Raw genomic sequence first — 18,325 nt, 5'->3', positions numbered from 1 at the left:
ACGCTGTCATATGCAGCAAGTAGTATCGTAGTGCGATGGCGTTGGATTGCAAGCAGCAGTTTTGGCAGCAAGGGCGCGTGCCTGTATCAACAAAAATATGCGCCACTTTCCTTGTATTCGAAAGGCACCATGAAATCATCTTCAAGCCTGTATCAACAATTGTGCGCCGCGCTGCTGTTCGCGCTGGCATTGTGCAGCGTCCAAGCCGTGGCGGCGCCCGGCGGCAGCGCCATCGGCAGTGCGCCGCAGGGGACGCTCGTCATCATCGGCGGCGGCCTGCGCGCCGACAATGCCGAAGTCTGGCAGCGCATCGTCAAGTTGTCGGGCGGGCCAGGCGCGCGCATCGCCGTGCTGGCCTCGGCCGCGATGAACCCGGAAAAATCGGGCGAAAGCATCATCAAAAAGCTGAACCAATATGGCGCCGATGCCTTTTTCGTGCCGCTGGCCGTCAAGCTGCCGAACAGGGATTACCGCAAGGCCGCCGAAGACCCGGCCATCGTCACGCAGATCAAGTCGGCCAGCGGCATCTATTTTGCCGGCGGCGACCAGGGGCGCATCACGCAAGCCTTGCTGCGGCCGGACGGCAGCCGCACGGCCGCGCTGGAAGCCATCTGGTCGGTCTATCGCAATGGCGGCGTGATCGCCGGTTCCAGCGCCGGTGCCGCCATCATGAGCACCACCATGTTCTACGACGCCAAACCCGTGCTCGACATGCTCAAGATGGGCGTGACGGATGGCCGCGAGATCGCGCCGGGCCTGGGCTTCATCGGCAGCGATGTTTTTGTGGACCAGCATCTGCTGGTGCGCGGGCGCTTTGCGCGCATGATTCCCGTGATGCTGAAAAAAGGCTATCACCTCGGGCTGGGCATCGATGAAAACAGCGCCATGGTGGTCGACGCCATGCGCGACGTGGAAGTCATCGGCTACAGCGGGGCCCTGCTGATCGACCTGTCGGGCGCCATCAGCGACCGCGGCGTGAAAAATTTCAATATCAGCAATGCGGCCATCAGCTACCTGGACCGGGGCGACAAATTCAACCTCGTCACGCGCGTGTTTACGCCCTCGCCGGACAAGGCCGACAACAAGCTCGATCCGAACCAGCCCGACATGCGCGAACCCGTGTTCACCAACGATATCCTCGGCAATAACGCCGTGCTCGACCTGATGGGTAATTTGATCGATAACGCGCAGCAGGAAGCCATCGGCATCGCCTTCGGCAACCCGCGCGACCCATATCCGGACCTGGGCTTCGAGTTCCGCTTCAGTAAAACGGTCAACAGCGTCGGCTACAGCTCGACCGAGGCGGAAGCGTATTCGGTACTGAAACTGCGCCTCGACATCCGCCCCATCCAGCTGCGCCAGCCCCTGTACCGCTACAAGTAAGCGGTGCGCCGCCAGCGCGGCCACGCGGCGATCGTCAAGGCCCTGAGCAGCCACTCGACGGGGCCATACGCGTGGCCGCGCAGCCACCAGCGGTTCAATGGCAGCTGCAGGCCGAAGATGATAGCTGCTAGCGCCAGCGCGCCCAGCGGCGACACGCTGCCCATCAGCCGCGCGCCATACGCGAGGAACAGCACGGCGCAGATGGCCGACTGCAGCAGGTAGTTCGACAGGGCCATGCGGCCCGTGTCCGCCAGCAGCGCAAACAGCGTGCCGTCGCGCAGGCGCTCGAACAGGGCCAGCGCCAGCGCCAGGTAGGCGCCCGCCAGCAGTGGCGCGCTCGCCAGGCCCACGGCCAGTCCCGCCACCTGCCATGCCTGGCTATCGCCATACACGGAGGTCCACGCGTAGAAGGCGGCGCCGGGCAATCCCGCCAGCGCTCCGGCCCACAGCAGGCGGCGGCGCAGCGGCAGGTAATCGCTTGCGTGCAGCAGCATCTCGCGCTTGCCGGCGGCCAGGCCGCACAGGAACATGGCCAGCGCGCACGGTGCCTGCACCAGCAGCAGGACGATCCAGATTTCACCCAGTTCGCGCAGGTGCTGATGGACGACGGCGACTGGCGTGGCTTGGTAGGCGGCCAGCGCGCTTGCCGCCTTTTGCGCCATCGCCACGGCGTTGTCCGCGGCGTCGCCCGCCGGCTGCAGGCTTTGCAGCCAGGCCATGCCTGCCCAGAATGCCACGCAGACGGCGACGAGTATCAACGCCAGGAACAGTGCCTGGCGCTCGCCGCAGCGGTGCAGCGCCAGCAGCACGATGCCCAGCAGAGCGTAGGTCGTGAGTATGTCGCCATGAAACAGGAAGACGGCATGCAGGGCGCCGATCAGCCACAGGCCCGCTTGTCGGCGCAGCATGCGCGGCACGAACGGCGCATCGGCGCGTGCGGCCGCCTGCATCTGCAAGGTGAAGCTGTAGCCGAACAGGAAGGAAAACAGCAGGTAGAACTTGGTTTCGAACAGCAGGGCGACGATAAAGTGCGTGGCGCGGTCCACGCCGCCGTGAAAGGCGGGATCGGTCAATCCCAGGCCGAACCAGGGCGTGGCGAAGGCGCCGATATTGACGACCAAAATGCCGAACAGGGCGCAGCCGCGCAGGGCGTCGACGTCGGCGATGCGTGTGGGCGGGGCTTGCATGGCGGCGCTCATGCCAGGGCAGGGCGCAGGAAGCGCGCCAGCAGCAGGTGCAGGCTGGCGCGTTGCGCCAGCGGTGCATAATCGGGATCGACGGCGACCCGGTTGAAGATGCCGTCGATCAGCGCGGCGATCCAGCTGGCCGTTTGCGCGGCGTCCAGCGCGGCGTCGACCTGGCCCCCTGATGCCGCTTCTTCCAGCAAGGCTTGCAAGCCGCCGCGCAGGCTGGCGTCGTTGCGCGCCACCCTGGCCGCGATATCCGCGTCGCGCATCGCTTCGGCGGATATTTCCAGCGCCAGCCCCGCAAAGTCGTCATCGGCCGCCAGCGCCAGCACCAGGTCCATGAAGTCGAGCAGGGCGCCGTAGGCATCGGCGCTGCCTTGCACGCCGGCGAAATAGGCGGCTGTCTCGCTGCCTTCCTCGTCGACGATGGCGGCGATGATGGCTTGCTTGGTGGGGAAGTAGTGAAACAGGTTGCCGGGACTCATGCCCGCCTGCGCGCAGATGACGGCGGTGCTGGTCTGGTGAAAGCCCTTGCGCGCAAAGCAGTGGCGCGCGGCGGCGAGAATGGCGTCACGGCGAGCCGCGTGTTTGCCGGGATCGATGGTGCGCATGGCTCTTTCCTTTAATTAATCGACTAGTCAGTCTAATATAAATCGATTCTATCGCATGGTCAAGCGAATCGCGTGAAATGGGCGCTTTGCACGCTTGCCTCCTGTCGCTACAATGTGCCGCAGCGGTTTTTCCCGCGCCTGCCGGCAGGCCCGCCGATTGTTTGGAAAACCGTTCCCTTCACCTGTTTTTCTACCGTTTTAGGAATGACATGCAGCAGACTCCGATCCGATCCTTCCTCTGCGCGCTGGCGCTGGCCGCAGGCATCGTCCCTGCCGTGCAGGCAGCCTATGCGCCGCAGCCGGCCACCATGCGCCTCGATTACCAGCACAGCGGCAATGCGCTGGGCGAGCACTATGCGGTCGAGCGCGTGCTGGTCGAGCCCCTGCCATGGCCGGGCAACCCGGCGCGTCCCATCGACGACAGCAACCGCGGCAACAACCTGCTGGAAGTGGTCGACATCAAGTCGGGCAAGGTGCTGTACTCGCGCGGTTTTTCCACCATCTTCGGCGAATGGGCCAGCACGGATGAAGCGAAGACCACCACGCGCGCCTTCCAGGAATCCGTGCGCTTTCCGCAGCCCGAACACCCCGTGCGCGTGCGCATCCTCAAGCGCGACGAGCGCGGCCTGTTTTCCGTTGTGTGGAGTACCGATGTCGATCCTGCCGCGCAGGACGTGATCCGCAAGCAGCCGCCGGCGCCCGTCAAGCCGATCCCGATCCGCATCAGCGGGCCATCGCCCGACAAGGTCGACCTGCTGATCATGGGCGACGGCTATACGGCCGCCGAAATGGGCAAGTTCGAAGCGACGGCGCGCAAGCTGGCTGAGCATCTTTTCACGGTCTCGCCATTCCGCGAGCGGGCCAAGGATTTCAACGTGTGGGCCATGGCCGCGCCGACCCAGGAGTCGGGCGTGTCGCGCCCCTCGACGGGCGTGCATCACGCGTCGCCGCTGGGCACGCGCTACGACATCTTCGGCAGCGAGCGCTATGTGCTGACGACGGATAACCGCGCGCTGCGCGACCTGGCGCAGTACGCGCCGTATGAATTCATCGAAATCCTCGTCAACAACGATACCTACGGCGGCGGCGGCATCTTCGGCCAGTTCAGCACGGCGGCAGCGAATAACGATTGGGCCAACTACCTGTTCGTGCATGAATTCGGCCACCATTTCGCCGGCCTGGCCGACGAGTACTACACCTCGCCCGTGGCCTATCAGTCGAATGGCGAGCGGCAGGAACCGTGGGAGCCGAACGCCACGGCGCTGCGCGATCCGGCCAGGCTGAAATGGAAGAATCACGTCAAGGCCGGCACGCCGCTGCCGACGCCATGGCCGAAGGAAGCATACGACAGCCATGCGCGCGAATACCAGAAGCAGCGCGCGGCCCTGCGCGCGGCCAACCGCCCGGAAAGCGAGATGAGCGACTTGTTCAAGGCCGACCTGGCCTACACGCAGCAGCTGTTCTCGAAGGCGCCGCAGCGCCATGCGGTGGGCGCCTTCGAAGGCGCGAACTACGAGTCGTCCGGCTACTACCGGCCCGAGATGCAGTGCATCATGTTCGACCGCAGCGAGACGTTCTGCTCCGTGTGTCAGGATGGCATCAGCACCATCATCGACCTGTATTCGCGTCCCGCCGCGGCGCCGGGCAAATAATGCCGCTCCTGCCGCATCCGTAATGCATGGGGGTCATGTTGCATCGCAATAGCATGGCCCCCTTTCTGCTTCTCCCCACCGCCTGCCTTCTGCCCCTGCCCAGCGCTGCTTGTTTTCCAGGCAATACCAATTGTCGCTCACCTGCGCGCTTTGCTTCTCGCTAGCCCAGTGATATTATCAAATAAACACGTCCGCACGCTTGCCTGAAAAATATTTCATTTAGATAATATTGAGGTAAAATTTGATTTACATCAATGTTGCATTGCCGCAATCGCACTTATAGTTGACCTAGCTCAAAGCGTCATGGAATGCGGATCGGACTCATCACGAATCACGCGTCTAAATGCTGTAGAGTAATTTCGCCCCGTACCAGTTCCCCGAAAATGCACTGGTGCGTGCCTCGAATTTCAGTGACGGAAGCCGATTCATGAAGATGCAGACCCCCGCGCCTGACGCGTGCAGTACCTTACACCCCCACACTCCCATTGCCTTGCCGTATGCGCGTGCCGGCGGCGTGACGCTGGCCACTTGCGCCGCCGCCATGCGTGTCGGCGCGGTGCGATGCGTGCATGCGGCCACGCCGTGGCCCGCCCTGCGTCCAGTCCAGGCATGACGGCCGACTTGCAGCCCTTGCCTTTGCAGGGCAAGCGGGGCCTGGTGGTGGGTATCGCCAACACGCAAAGCATCGCCTGGGGCTGCGCCAGCGCACTGCGCGCGGCCGGTGCCGAACTGGCCGTGACCTGGCTCAATGACAAGGCCCGTCCATACGTGGAACCGCTGGCGCAGCAGGTGCAGGCGGCCATCATGGCGCCGCTCGACGTGGCCGTGCCGGGCCAGCTCGAAGCGCTGTTCGCGCAGATCGAACGGCAATGGGGGCGGCTCGATTTCGTCGTCCATTCCATTGCCTATGCGCCGAAGCAGGACTTGCATGGCCGCGTGACGGACAGTTCTGCTGATGGCTTTGCGCAGGCGATGGATATCTCCTGCCACTCCTTCATGCGCATGGCGAAACTGGCCGAACCTCTGATGCCGGATGGCGGCAGCCTGATGACCATGAGTTATTTGGGCGCGGAGGAAGTCGTCGCCGACTATGGCCTGATGGGGCCCGTGAAGGCGGCGCTGGAAGCGTCGGTGCGCTACCTGGCCGCCGAACTGGGCCCGCAAGGCATCCGCGTCAACGCCATTTCGCCGGGGCCACTGGAAACGCGGGCCGCTTCCGGCATTGCCCATTTCGACCGCCTGATGGCTGACGCCATCGAGCGCTCGCCCATGCGGCGCCTGGCTACCATCGAGGACGTGGGCGCGCTGTGCGCCTTCCTCGCCGGTGACGGCGCGCGCGCCATCACCGGCGGCACTCTGTACGTCGATGGCGGCTACAACATTCTGAATTGACTGGAAGAAGATAACCATGGCTGTTCCTACTTTGCCCAACTGCGCCAGGATGGCCGCGGTGGCCACCGCGCTGGCCCTGGCCGGCTGCGCCTCGATGGTGCCGCCGTATGCGCCACCGCCGTTGCCCGTGGCGGCGCAGTATCCGGAAACCGATTCCGCCGGCGCGCACGCGCCCGACGTCGCCTGGCAAGCCTACTTTGCTGACGCGCGCCTGCAGGTGCTGATTGCGCAGGCGCTGGCCAGCAACCGTGACATCCGCATCGCCGCCCTGCGCGTGGAAGAGGCGCGCGCCGCGTATGGCATTCAGCGCGCCGAACAATTTCCCACTATCGCGCTGGGCGCCTCCGGCAGCCGCTCGCGCGTGCCCGGTGACCTGAGCGTGACGGGCCGCCCCATGACGAGCGCGCAGTACCAGACAGGCTTGAACGTGAGCGCCTGGGAACTCGACTTCTGGGGCCGCGTGCGCAGCCTGAAGGACAGCGCCCTGCAAACCCTGCTGGCCAGCGACGAGGCGCGCCGCGCCGTCGGCGTGGCGCTGGTGGCGCAGGTGGCCAATGGCTACCTGGGCTTGCGCGAACTCGATGAACGGGTGGAACTGGCGCGCGCCACCGTCGACAGCCGCGCCGAATCGCTGCGCATCTTCACGCGCCGCTTTGAAGTCGGGTCGATTTCCAAGCTGGACCTGACGCAGGTGGAAACCTTGCTCAGCCAGGCCTTGTCGCTGTCGGCGCAGCTGGAACAGGCGCGTGCCGTGCAGGCGCACGCGCTGGCACAGCTGGTGGGCGGCCCCGTCGACCTGACGCCGGTGGCTGGTGAGGTGCGCCGCTTCGACGACGCCAGCGTGCTGCAGCCGCTGCATGCGGGCCTGCCCTCGGCCTTGCTCACGCAGCGTCCCGACCTGGTGGCGGCCGAACACCAGCTGCGCGCTGCGCAAGCCAATATCGGCGCCGCGCGCGCCGCCTTCTTCCCGACGATTTCCTTGACGGCAGCCTACGGCACGGCCAGCGCGGAATTGAGCGGCTTGTTCGATTCGGGCAGCGGCGCGTGGAATTTCGCGCCGCGCCTGGTGCTGCCGATCTTTGACGCGGGCCGCCTGCGCGCGAATATGGAACTGGCCGAAGTGCGCCGCGACGTGGCCGTGGCCAATTACGAAAAAAGCGTGCAGGGCGCCTTCCGCGAAGTGGCCGACGCGCTGTCGAACCGGCGCTGGCTGGCGCTGCAGGTCGATATCGGCAAGACGACTTTGGCCGCGCAGAGCGAACGGGCGCGCCTGGCCAAGCTGCGCTACGACAATGGCGCCGCGCCCTACCTGGAAGTGCTCGACGCGCAGCGCGACTTGCTGACGGTCGAGCAGCAGCTGGTGCAGACGCGCCGCGCGCTGCTGTCCAGTCAGGTCAGCCTGTATGCGGCGCTGGGCGGTGGCGCGCCAGCCACTTCCGCCGCCGCTTCCACCCACTAATTTGATCGCCCCCATACCATGACTCCACAACTGAAGAAAAAACTCATTCCCGCGGCGCTGGTCGTGGCCGTTCTCGTACTGGGCTATGTGGCCTGGCAAAAAATGCGTCCCACGGGCCCAGGCGAAGGTTTCGTCAGCGGCAATGGCCGCATCGAAGCGACGGAAATCGACGTCGCCACCAAGCTGGCGGGCCGGGTCAAGGAGATCCTCGTGCGCGAGGGCGACTTCGTCAAGTCGGGCCAGCCGCTGGCCACCATGCAGGTCGACTCCCTGACGGCCCAGCGCGACGAGGCGCGCGCGCGCCAGCAGCAGGCGTCTGACGCCGTGGTGGGCGCGCAGGCGCAGGTGGCCGTGCGAGAGAGCGACAAGGCGGCCGCGCTGGCCATGGTGGCGCAGCGCGAAAGCGAACTCGATGCGGCCAAGCGCCGCCTGGCCCGTTCCGAAACCCTGTCGAAAGAGGGCGCTTCCTCGGTGCAGGAACTCGATGACGACCGCGCCCGCGTGCGCAGCGTGGCAGCAGCATTGAACGCGGCCAAGGCGCAAGTGACGGCGGCGCAGGCGGCCATCGACGCGGCAAAGGCGCAGGTGGTGGGTTCGCGCTCCGCCGTGGTCGCCGCCGAGGCGACGACGGCGCGCATCGATTCCGACCTGGCCGATGGCCAGCTGATGGCGCCGCGCGACGGCCGCGTGCAATACCTGGTGGCGCAGCAGGGCGAAGTACTGGCGGGCGGCGGCAAGGTGCTTAACCTCGTAGACCTGTCGGACGTCTACATGACCTTCTTCCTGCCCGAGACAGCGGCCGGCAAGGTGGCGCTGGGCGGCGAGGTGCGCATCATCCTCGACGCGGCGCCCAATTACGTGATTCCGGCGACGATCTCGTTCGTCGCGGCCAGCGCGCAGTTCACGCCGAAGACGGTGGAAACGGCCAGCGAGCGCCAGAAGCTGATGTTCCGCGTGAAGGCGCAGATCAGCCGCGAGCTGCTGCAAAAGCATCTGGCGCTGGTAAAAGTGGGCTTGCCTGGCGTGGCCTGGGTGCGTCTCGATGCGAAGCAGGCATGGCCCGCTGAACTGACTGCCAAGGTTCCGCAGTGAGCATGGACGTGAACTCCTTTGTCGTCCGCATCAAGGGCGTCAGCCAGCATTACGGCAAGACGGTGGCGCTCGACGCCATCGACCTGGACGTGCCGGCCGGCCGCATGGTGGGCTTGATCGGACCCGATGGCGTGGGCAAATCGAGCCTGCTGTCGTTGGTGGCCGGCGCGCGCGCCGTGCAGCAGGGCAGCGTGATGGCGCTGGGCGGCGACATGCGCGATGCGCGCCACCGCGACGACGTCTGTCCCCGTATCGCCTACATGCCGCAAGGTCTGGGCAAGAATCTGTATCCGACCCTGTCGGTCGAGGAAAACCTGCAGTTTTTCGCGCGCCTGTTCGGCCACGACGCGGCCGAACGCCGCCGCCGCATCGACCAGCTGACCCGCAGCACGGGCTTGCAGCCCTTCCTGGCGCGCCCGGCGGGCAAGCTGTCGGGCGGCATGAAGCAGAAGCTGGGCCTGTGCTGCGCCTTGATCCACGATCCCGACCTGCTCATTCTCGATGAGCCCACCACCGGCGTCGATCCGCTGGCGCGGGCCCAGTTCTGGGACCTGATCGCCGGCATCCGCGTGCAGCGCCCGCAAATGAGCGTGATGGTGGCCACCGCCTACATGGACGAGGCGCAGCGCTTCGATTGGCTGGTGGCCATGGACGACGGCAAGGTGCTCGATACGGGCACGCCGGCCGAACTGCTGGCGCGCACGGACAGCGGCAACCTGGAAGCGGCCTTCATCAAGCTGCTGCCCGACGCCAAGCGCGCCGGTCACCAGCCCGTCGTCATCACGCCGCTGGATGCGGCCAGTGCGCAGGACGTGGCCATCGAGGCCAAAGACCTGACCATGCGCTTCGGCGATTTCACGGCCGTCGACCATGTGAATTTCCGCATCGGTCGCGGCGAGATTTTCGGCTTTTTGGGATCGAACGGCTGCGGCAAGTCGACCACCATGAAGATGCTCACGGGCCTCTTGCCGGCGACGGAAGGCAAGGCCTGGCTGTTCGGCAAGGAGGTCGATTCCAACGATATCGACACGCGCCGCAGGGTCGGCTACATGTCTCAGGCCTTCTCTCTGTATAGCGAATTGACGGTGCGCCAGAACCTGGTGCTGCACGCGCGCCTGTTCCACGTCCCGGAAGCTGAAATCGCTGCACGCATCGACGAGATGGCGCTGCGCTTCGACTTGCGCGCAGTGATGGACGACTTGCCCGACAGCCTGCCGCTGGGCATACGCCAGCGGCTGTCGCTGGCCGTGGCCATGGTGCACAAGCCGGAAATGCTGATCCTCGACGAGCCGACGTCCGGCGTCGACCCCATCGCGCGCGACAATTTCTGGCGCCTGATGATCGAGCTGGCGCGGCGCGACCGCGTCACCATTTTCATTTCCACCCACTTCATGAACGAGGCCGAGCGCTGCGACCGCATTTCGCTGATGCACGCGGGTAAAGTGCTGGTCAGCGATGCGCCGGCAGAACTGGTGCGCAAGAAGGGTGCACCGTCGCTGGAAGCGGCTTTCATCGCCTACCTGGAAGAGGCGGGCGGCGGCACGGCGCCCGCGGCAGTGCAGGAAACGCCGGCGCCCGCGCAGGAAGCGGCAGTGCAGGCACCAGCGCCGCAGCACCGGCGCAGCCGTTTCAGCCTGGGACGCATGCTCAGCTACATGTGGCGCGAAACCCTGGAACTGCGCCGCGATCCCGTGCGCCTGACGCTGGCGCTGGGCGGCTCCGTGCTGCTGCTGTTCGTCATCGGCTTCGGCATCAGCCTGGACGTCGAAGACCTCAGTTATGCGGTACTTGACCACGACCAGACGACTTTGAGCCAGAATTACACGAACAACCTGGCCGGCTCGCGCTACTTCATCGAGCGACCGCCCTTGCGCGACTATGCCGATATCGACAAGCGCATGCGCAGCGGCGAACTGTCGCTGGCCATCGAGATCCCGCCCGGCTTCGCGCGCGACGTGCAGCGCGGCGCACCGGCCCAGGTGGGCGCGTGGATCGATGGCGCCATGCCGATGCGCGCCGAAACCGTGCAGGGCTATGTACAGGGCATGCATCAGCTGTGGCTGGCCGACCAGGCCTTGCACCGCTATGGCATCACGATGAACAACCCCGTCGCCATCCAGACGCGCTACCGCTACAACCCGGACGTGAAAAGCCTGCCGGCCATGGTGCCGGCCGTGATTCCCCTGCTGCTGCTGATGCTGCCGGCCATGCTGGCGGCGCTGTCCGTGGTGCGCGAAAAGGAGCTGGGTTCCATCATCAATCTGTACGTGACGCCCGTCACGCGCCTGGAATTTTTGCTCGGCAAGCAGGTGCCGTACGTGCTGCTGGCCATGCTCAATTTCATCCTCATGGCGCTGCTGGCGGTGACGGCCTTCGGCGTGCCGATCAAGGGTAGCCTGCCGACCCTGATCGGCGCCACCTTCATCTTCAATATCTGCGCCACCGGCATCGGCTTGTTCGCGTCGACGTTTACGCGCAGCCAGATCGCGGCCCTGTTCGTGACCATGATCGGCACCATGATCCCGGCCATCCAGTTTTCAGGCCTGCTCAATCCCGTCTCGTCGATGGAAGGCGTGGGCAAGGCCATCGGCCTGATGTACCCGGCCACGCACATGCTCAATATCAGCCGGGGGGTGTTCAACAAGGCGCTGGGCTTTGGTGACCTGCATGCCTCGTTCTGGCCCCTGATCGTGGCCATTCCCGTGATCCTCGGTGTGACGGTGGCGCTGCTGAAGAAACAGGAGAGCTGATATGCGGCATCTTGAAAATATCTACCGCCTGGGCGTGAAGGAAATCTGGAGCCTGATCCGCGATCCCATGATGCTGATCCTGATCCTCTACACGTTCACCTTGGCCATCTACGTGGCCGCCACGGCCAAGCCGGAAACCCTGCACATGGCCTCGATCGCCATCGTCGACGAGGATGGCTCGCCCCTGTCCGGGCGCATCGCCTCGGCCTTCTTTCCGCCCCAGTTCACGCCGCCGGCCATGATCAACCAGAGCCAGGTCGATGCGGGCCTCGATGCGGGCCAGTACACCTTCGTGCTGACGATACCGCCCAAGCTGCAGGCCGACGTGCTGGGCGGGCGCCAGGCGGAGCTGCAGCTGAACGTGGACGCCACGCGTATGAGCCAGGCCTTCAGCGGCAGCGGCTATATCCAGCAGATTGTCGCTGGCGAAGTGGCCGAATTCGCCAAACGCTATCGGGGCGCGACCGTCTCGCCGGTGGAACTGGTGATGCGCGCGCGCTTCAATCCATCGCTGAGCCAGGCCTGGTTTGGCTCGCTGATGGAAATCATCAACCAGGTGACGATGCTGTCGATCATTTTGACGGGTGCGGCCCTGATCCGCGAGCGCGAACACGGCACCATCGAGCATTTGCTGGTGATGCCCGTCACGCCGGCCGAGATCATGTTGGGCAAGGTGTGGTCGATGGGCCTGGTGGTGCTGCTGGCCGCCGCCCTGTCGTTGAACCTGGTGGTGCGCGGCATGCTGCACGTGCCCATCGAAGGCTCGATCGCGCTGTTCCTGTGCGGCGCGGCGCTGCATCTGTTTGCCACCACGTCGATGGGTATTTTCCTCGCCACCGTGGCGCGCAGCATGCCGCAGTTCGGCATGCTGCTGATCCTCGTGCTGCTGCCGCTGCAGATGCTGTCGGGCGGAAGCACGCCGCGCGAAAGCATGCCCCAGTTGGTGCAAAACATCATGCTGATCGCCCCGACCACGCATTTCGTCGAATTGAGCCAGGCGATTTTGTACCGGGGCGCCGGCATCGACGTAGTCTGGAAGCCGTTCCTGGCCCTGCTGGCCATCGGCACGGCCCTGTTTACCTTCGCGCTGGCGCGCTTTCGCAAGACCATCAGCCAGATGGCGTAGCCCCCGCGCCGGAATGGTCCGGCGTTTTTTGCATGAAAAGGATAGCCATGAAGATCGAAGCTGCACCATTTTTCTCCACCGGCGGCTTGCCGTCGCTGGGCGTGCTGGGCGACTATGCGCGCGATTCGTGGCAGCGCATCGTACTGTACGCGGACGTGATGCGCCGGCGCGGCAACCAGTACCAGGAGCACATGGCCGAGGAAGTGCCGAACGTGCTGGACTTCCCCGCCGAACTGGTGATGTCCGGCCTGGAGCTGGCGCGCCCCGTCAACTACGGCCTGGCGCGCATATTGACGCCCGATGCGCCGGAACCCGATCCGTCGAAGCGGCCCTTCGTCGTCGTCGACCCGCGCGCGGGACACGGTCCCGGCATCGGCGGCTTCAAGGCGGAAAGCGAAATCGGTGTGGCCCTGCGCGCCGGCCACCCGTGCTACTTCATTGGCTTCCTGCCCGATCCCGTGCCGGGACAGACGGTGGAAGACGTGATGCACGCCGAGGCGGCCTTCCTGGAAAAAGTCATCGCCCTGCATCCGCTCAGCGAGGGCAAGCCCGTCGTTATCGGCAATTGCCAGGCGGGCTGGCAAATCCTCATGACGGCGGCCATGCGCCCGGAACTGTTCGGCCCCATTATCGTGGCCGGCGCGCCCGTGTCGTACTGGGCCGGCTGGCATGGCCGCAATCCGATGCGCTACGCCGGTGGGCTGATGGGCGGCAGCTGGGCCACGGCGCTGGCGGGCGACCTGGGCAACGGCCGTTTCGACGGCGCCAGCCTGGTGCAGAATTTCGAGAAGCTGAACCCGGCCAACACCCTGTGGAGCAAGCAGTACAACCTGTATGCAAACATCGACACGGAAGCGCCCCGTTACCTGGAATTTGAAAAATACTGGGGCGGCCACGTCTTCCTGAACGACGTCGAGATGCAGTACATCGTCGACAATCTGTTCATCGGCAACCGCCTGGCTACGGCGGAGTTGATCACGTCCGATGGCGTGCGCCTGGACTTGCGCAATATCCGTTCGCCCATCGTCGTCTTTTGCTCGAACGGCGACAACATCACGCCACCGCCGCAGGCGCTGGGCTGGATCACGGACCTGTACCGCGATGACAAGGATGTGCTGCTGCACGACCAGACCATCGTGTATGCCGTGCATGACAGCATCGGCCACCTGGGCATCTTCGTCTCGGCCAAGGTGGGGCACAAGGAACACCAGAAATTCGCCAGCAATATCGACCTGATCAACCTGCTGCCGGCCGGTATCTACGAAGCGAGGATCGTCGACAAGACGCCCGACACGCCGAACGCCGACCTGGCCAGCGGCGACTATGTGCTGCAGGTCGAGCACCGCGGCATCGAGGATGTGCGCGCCATCGTGCAGCCAAGCGTGGAAAACGACCGCAAGTTCGCCGCCGCTGCGCGCGTGTCCGAAGTGAACCTGGCCTTGTACCGCACGTTTGCGCAGCCGTGGGTCCGCGCCATGGTCACGCCGCAGTCGGCGCGCTTCCTGCAGCTCGCGCATCCGCTGCGCGTGTCTTACGAACGCTGGACGGACCATAATCCGCTGGCCAGGCTGGTGGCCAAGGAGGCGGAAAAAGTACGCGCCCATCGCCAGCCGGTGGCGCCCGACAACCCGCTGCTGGCCATGCAGGAGGCCATCTCCGGCGCCATCACGGCCGGCTTGAACGGCTGGCGAGACTGGCGCGACACGGTGCAGGAAACCACCTTCGACCTGGTGTACGGCTCGCCCCTGGTGCAGGCGCTGACGGGACAAGCCATCGGCGACATGACGCCGCCGCGTCCCCATCCCGGCATCTCGCCCGAGCATTGCGAATACGTGCGCTGCGAAACGCGCAAGATGGACGAGGACATGCAGCGGGGCGGCCTGGTGGAAGCGGCCGTGCGCGCGCTGTTTTACATCTACCGCTTCCGCATGATCGCCGACGAGCGCAGGGTCAACCTGGCCCTGAAATTGATCAAGCCGCAGTACCGGCAGGATGTCAACATGGAGGAATTCCGCGGCATCGTGCGCCAGCAGGCGCGTTTGATGCTGCATGATTTCGATGCCGCCATCGCCGCCTTGCCGATCCTGCTGTCGCGCGCCAGCCCGGACGACATCGGCGCGCTGTCCGAATGGCTGCAGCAAGTGCTGCAAGTGCCCGAAGCGCCGACGCCGGACGAGGAAGCGAGCCTGCAGCAGATGATGGACGTCTTCGAGCGCGCGATCAAGGCGCAAGCGAAGGCGTTGCCGTCGGACGCGCGCTCATCCCCTGCCGGGCCAAAAGCCAAGCCGGCCAAACACATTACCCCTGTATAGAAGACCACGATGACTACTACCCAAGACGATGACTTGAATATCGTACGTAACCGCACCTTCGACCAGATCGCCATCGGCGACAGCGCCAGCATCACGCGCACCCTGAGCATGGACGATATCGCCCTGTTCGCGGTGATGTCGGGCGATGACAACCCGCAGCACCTTGATGCCGAATTTGCCGCCGCCAGCCGCTACCAGGGCGTGATCGCCCACGGCATGTGGGGCGCGGCCCTCATTTCCGCCGTGCTGGGCACGCGTCTGCCCGGAGCCGGCACCGTCTACACGGGCCAGACCCTGCGCTTTTTGCAGCCCGTGCGCGTGGGCGATACGCTGGCCATCAGCGTCACCGTCACGGCCCTCGATCCGCGCAGCCGCCACGTGACCCTGGCGTGCCGCTGCGTCAACCAGCACGGCGCCGTGGTGCTCGACGGCGAGGCGCAGGTGATTGCGCCCGCCGAACAGATCGAACGCCAGCGCGCCACCCTGCCCGAAGTGCGTCTGCATAACGGCGACGGCACGCGGCGCCTGCTGGAACATGCGCGCACCCTGGGCCCCATCAAGGTGGCCGTGATCCATCCTTGCGATGAACTGAGCCTGTCGGGCGCGCTCGACGCGCATGCGGCCGGCCTGATCACGCCCGTGCTGGTGGCGCCGCGCGCGCGCCTGGAGGCGGTGGCGCTGGAAGCTGGCCTGAGCCTGGCCGGCATCGCCATCGAGGACGTCGAGCATAGCCATGCGGCAGCTGCGCGCGGTGCCGAACTGGCGGGCAAGGGCGAAGTGGAAGCCTTGATGAAGGGCAGCCTGCACACGGATGAACTGATGTCGGCCGTGCTGTCGGCCAGCGCCGGCCTGCGCACCAAGCGCCGCATCAGCCACTGCTTCCTGATGCAGACACCCGCGTATCCGCGTCCTTTCATCATCACGGACGCGGCCATCAATATCGCGCCCAACTTGGCCATGAAGGCCGACATCGTGCGCAACGCCATCGACCTGGCGCACGTGATCGGCGTGGCAAGGCCGCGCGTGGCCATCCTGGCCGCCGTGGAAACGGTGAACGCGGACATGCCCGCCACGCTCGATGCCGCCGCCCTGTGCAAGATGGCCGACCGCGGGCAGATCACGGGCGCGATCCTCGACGGCCCGCTGGCTTTCGATAACGCCGTCTCGATCGCCGCCGCCACCGTCAAGGGCATCGTCTCCGAGGTGGCGGGCCGCGCCGATATCTTGCTGGTGCCCGACCTGGAAAGCGGCAACATGCTGGCCAAGCAGCTCGAATACATGGGCGACGCGGACAGCGCCGGCATCGTGCTGGGCGCGAAAATTCCCGTCATCCTGACCAGCCGCGCCGACTCGCGCGCCAGCCGCATCGCCTCGTGCGCCATCGCCGTGATGTTGGCCAACCATTACCGGAGCACGCCGCCATGAACGCAGCAGTCCAACATGCCGATGGCACCCTGATCCTGGTGCTCAATTGCGGCTCGTCGAGCATCAAGTTCGCCCTGTTCGAGCAAGCGGGCGGCGTGCTGCCGCAGCAGGCGCAATGGAGCGGCAAGGTCGAAGGCATCGGCCGCGAAAACGCCACTTACCGCGCTGGCGGACTGCCGGCAGTCGCCTTGCAGCTGGACCCGGAGCAGCCCCATCACGCGGCCCTCGAATATATCCGCGCGCAAGTGGTGGCGCAGCTGGACGGGCGTTCCTTGCGCGCCGTGGCGCACCGCGTGGTGCATGGCGGCAGCAAGTATTTCGCCCCCGTGCGCATCGACTTCACCGTGCTGGCGGACCTGAAAAGCTTTGTGCCGCTCGCGCCCCTGCACCAGCCGTTCGCGCTGGAGGCGATCGAGGTGCTGCTCGAATCGCGGCCCGACATCGCCCAGGTGGCGTGCTTCGACACGGCCTTCCACCACACGGTGCCGCAGGTCGAGCAGATGCTGGCCCTGCCGTACGATGCGTGGGAACGGGGCTTGCGCCGCTATGGCTTCCACGGCCTGTCGTATGAATACCAGTCGCTGGTGCTGGAGCAGCGCTTCGGCGCTGCCGCGCGCGGTAAGGTCATCGTGGCCCACCTGGGCAGCGGCGCCAGCCTGTGCGCCATGGATAATCTGCACAGCGTGGCCACCACCATGGGATTTTCCGCGCTCGACGGCCTGATGATGGGCACGCGCTGCGGTTCGCTCGATCCGGGCGCCGTCATCTACCTGATGGAGATCGAAAAGCTGTCGCTGGAAAAGGTGGCGCACGTGCTGTACCACGAATCGGGCTTGCTGGGCGTGTCGGGCGTGTCGGCCGATCCGCCGGTCTTGCTGGCGCAGCAGGACCGCCAGGATGCCACGGGCGAGCGCATCCGCGCCGCGCTGGCTTTATATATCCGCCGCATCGTGCGCGAGATCGGCGCCCTGACGGCCGTGCTGGGCGGGCTGGACATGCTGGTGTTTACGGCCGGTATCGGTGAGCACAGTGCCGAGCTGCGCCAGCGCATCTGCGCCGAGCTGGGCTTTATTGGCCCCGTGCTCGACGCGCAGGCCAATGCGCGCAACGCCAGCCGTATTTCCAGCGATGCCAGCCGCATCGTGGTGGGCGTGGAGCCGGCCAACGAGGAGTGGGTGGCGGCGCGCCACGCGGCCCTGGCCGTCAGCGTGTGAGGTCCTGCAGTGTACGGCCGCGCTCGATGGGAAGTTTGCCGAAATGCACATATTTTCCGTTGAGTGCGCTAACGCACTGTGTGGTTTGCCAGTTATCTTTACTATGAAGTCATGCCATTGCGCTACATCAAGAAACAGCGCGATGCCTGGCAAATTTTGAACATTTTGCCCGCCTTTAGTAAGAATAAAATTAAACCATATTGAAAGGTCTCATCATGAACAAATTACTCGCCACCCTGATCGCTACCCTGTTTGCATCCGCTGCCATCGCGCAAACGTCGCCAGTTACCCCAGCCGTTGCCAGCGCCCAGGCGTCTGCGCAGCATGACATCAACAAGGCTGCCAACAAGGAAGCCAAAGTCGATGCCAAGGCTGACGCCAATGTCGCCAAGGCAGAAATGAAGGCCGACGAAAAGAAAGCCGACGCCCAGCACAAGGCGAACAAAACCAAGGCCAAGGCCCACGATAAAGTGGCCGATGCCGATCCGGAAGACAAGATGAAGGCGCAAGCCAAGGCTGACAAGGCTGCCGCCAAGGCCGATGCGAAAGCGGGCAAAACCGCCGTGAAAGCGGATGCCAAGGTCGCCAAGGAAAAAGTGGAAGCGAATGCCGACAAAGCCATCGCCGCCACCAAGACGGAAGAAGTGAAGGCCAAGGCCGACGCTGAAGTCAAGGCCGCCGCCGCCAAGTAATCCACCGTTTGCAGGCCGAGGCCTGCAAAC

General features: G+C 65.2%; 14 protein-coding genes. 12 read left to right on the top strand and 2 right to left on the bottom strand.

Going from position 1 to position 18,325, the window contains the following annotated elements; all coding sequences use genetic code 11:
- The first annotated feature begins 129 nt into the window (after positions 1–129).
- Positions 130–1,383 (top strand): cyanophycinase, encoded by a 1,254-nt coding sequence (locus O0879_RS16030; RefSeq protein WP_251350229.1) that lies wholly within the window; start codon positions 130–132, stop codon positions 1,381–1,383.
- On the opposite strand, the gene O0879_RS16025 is transcribed toward O0879_RS16030, so the two are convergent.
- Positions 1,374–2,570 carry a DUF418 domain-containing protein gene (locus O0879_RS16025; protein WP_289917389.1) on the bottom strand — a complete coding sequence of 399 codons (1,197 nt, stop codon included), beginning with the start codon at positions 2,568–2,570 and terminating at the stop codon, positions 1,374–1,376. The two genes, O0879_RS16030 and O0879_RS16025, sit on opposite strands and share 10 nt — an antisense overlap.
- Positions 2,571–2,578: 8 nt before the next feature.
- Positions 2,579–3,181, bottom strand: coding sequence for a TetR/AcrR family transcriptional regulator (locus tag O0879_RS16020; RefSeq protein WP_289917387.1), 603 nt, complete (start codon positions 3,179–3,181; stop codon positions 2,579–2,581).
- 209 nt (positions 3,182–3,390) lie between these two features.
- Here O0879_RS16020 and O0879_RS16015 point away from each other — a divergent pair, with 209 nt between their 5' ends.
- The 11 genes from O0879_RS16015 to O0879_RS15965 all read left to right on the top strand — a co-directional run bounded on the left by O0879_RS16015 (position 3,391) and on the right by O0879_RS15965 (position 18,295).
- Positions 3,391–4,833 (top strand): IgA Peptidase M64, encoded by a 1,443-nt coding sequence (locus O0879_RS16015; protein ID WP_289917384.1) that lies wholly within the window; start codon positions 3,391–3,393, stop codon positions 4,831–4,833.
- A 427-nt stretch (positions 4,834–5,260) separates the two neighbouring features.
- Complete coding sequence (locus O0879_RS16010; RefSeq protein WP_289917382.1) at positions 5,261–5,446, top strand: hypothetical protein; 186 nt, start codon at positions 5,261–5,263, stop codon at positions 5,444–5,446.
- Entirely contained in the window at positions 5,443–6,225 is a 783-nt protein-coding gene (fabI, locus tag O0879_RS16005) for an enoyl-ACP reductase FabI (protein ID WP_289917380.1), read from the top strand. Before O0879_RS16010 ends, fabI begins: the two co-directional genes overlap by 4 nt.
- 16 nt (positions 6,226–6,241) lie before the next feature.
- On the top strand, positions 6,242–7,684 hold the full coding sequence (locus tag O0879_RS16000; RefSeq protein ID WP_289917379.1) for an efflux transporter outer membrane subunit: 1,443 nt from the start codon (positions 6,242–6,244) through the stop codon (positions 7,682–7,684).
- 18 nt (positions 7,685–7,702) lie between these two features.
- Positions 7,703–8,776, top strand: a complete 1,074-nt coding sequence (locus O0879_RS15995; protein WP_289917376.1) for an HlyD family efflux transporter periplasmic adaptor subunit — start codon at positions 7,703–7,705, stop codon at positions 8,774–8,776.
- Between the two features lie 2 nt (positions 8,777–8,778).
- On the top strand, positions 8,779–11,526 hold the full coding sequence (gene rbbA, locus O0879_RS15990; protein WP_289917374.1) for a ribosome-associated ATPase/putative transporter RbbA: 2,748 nt from the start codon (positions 8,779–8,781) through the stop codon (positions 11,524–11,526).
- Between the two features lies 1 nt (position 11,527).
- Positions 11,528–12,652, top strand: coding sequence for an ABC transporter permease (locus O0879_RS15985; protein WP_099666483.1), 1,125 nt, complete (start codon positions 11,528–11,530; stop codon positions 12,650–12,652).
- Positions 12,653–12,699: 47 nt separating this feature from the next.
- Entirely contained in the window at positions 12,700–14,964 is a 2,265-nt protein-coding gene (locus O0879_RS15980) for a DUF3141 domain-containing protein (protein ID WP_289917372.1), read from the top strand.
- 9 nt (positions 14,965–14,973) lie between these two features.
- Positions 14,974–16,389 (top strand): bifunctional enoyl-CoA hydratase/phosphate acetyltransferase, encoded by a 1,416-nt coding sequence (locus O0879_RS15975; RefSeq protein ID WP_289917371.1) that lies wholly within the window; start codon positions 14,974–14,976, stop codon positions 16,387–16,389.
- Complete coding sequence (locus O0879_RS15970; protein ID WP_289917367.1) at positions 16,386–17,603, top strand: acetate/propionate family kinase; 1,218 nt, start codon at positions 16,386–16,388, stop codon at positions 17,601–17,603. The genes O0879_RS15975 and O0879_RS15970 overlap by 4 nt, the downstream gene beginning before the upstream one ends.
- A gap of 215 nt (positions 17,604–17,818) precedes the next feature.
- A complete protein-coding gene (locus O0879_RS15965; protein ID WP_289917366.1) occupies positions 17,819–18,295 on the top strand; it encodes a hypothetical protein in 477 nt (158 codons plus the stop codon).
- Positions 18,296–18,325 lie beyond the last annotated feature (30 nt).

This window comes from Janthinobacterium sp. SUN120 (assembly GCF_030397735.1).
Lineage (GTDB): Bacteria > Pseudomonadota > Gammaproteobacteria > Burkholderiales > Burkholderiaceae_D > Janthinobacterium > Janthinobacterium kumbetense.
This window is presented reverse-complemented; position numbering and strand designations above follow the sequence as displayed.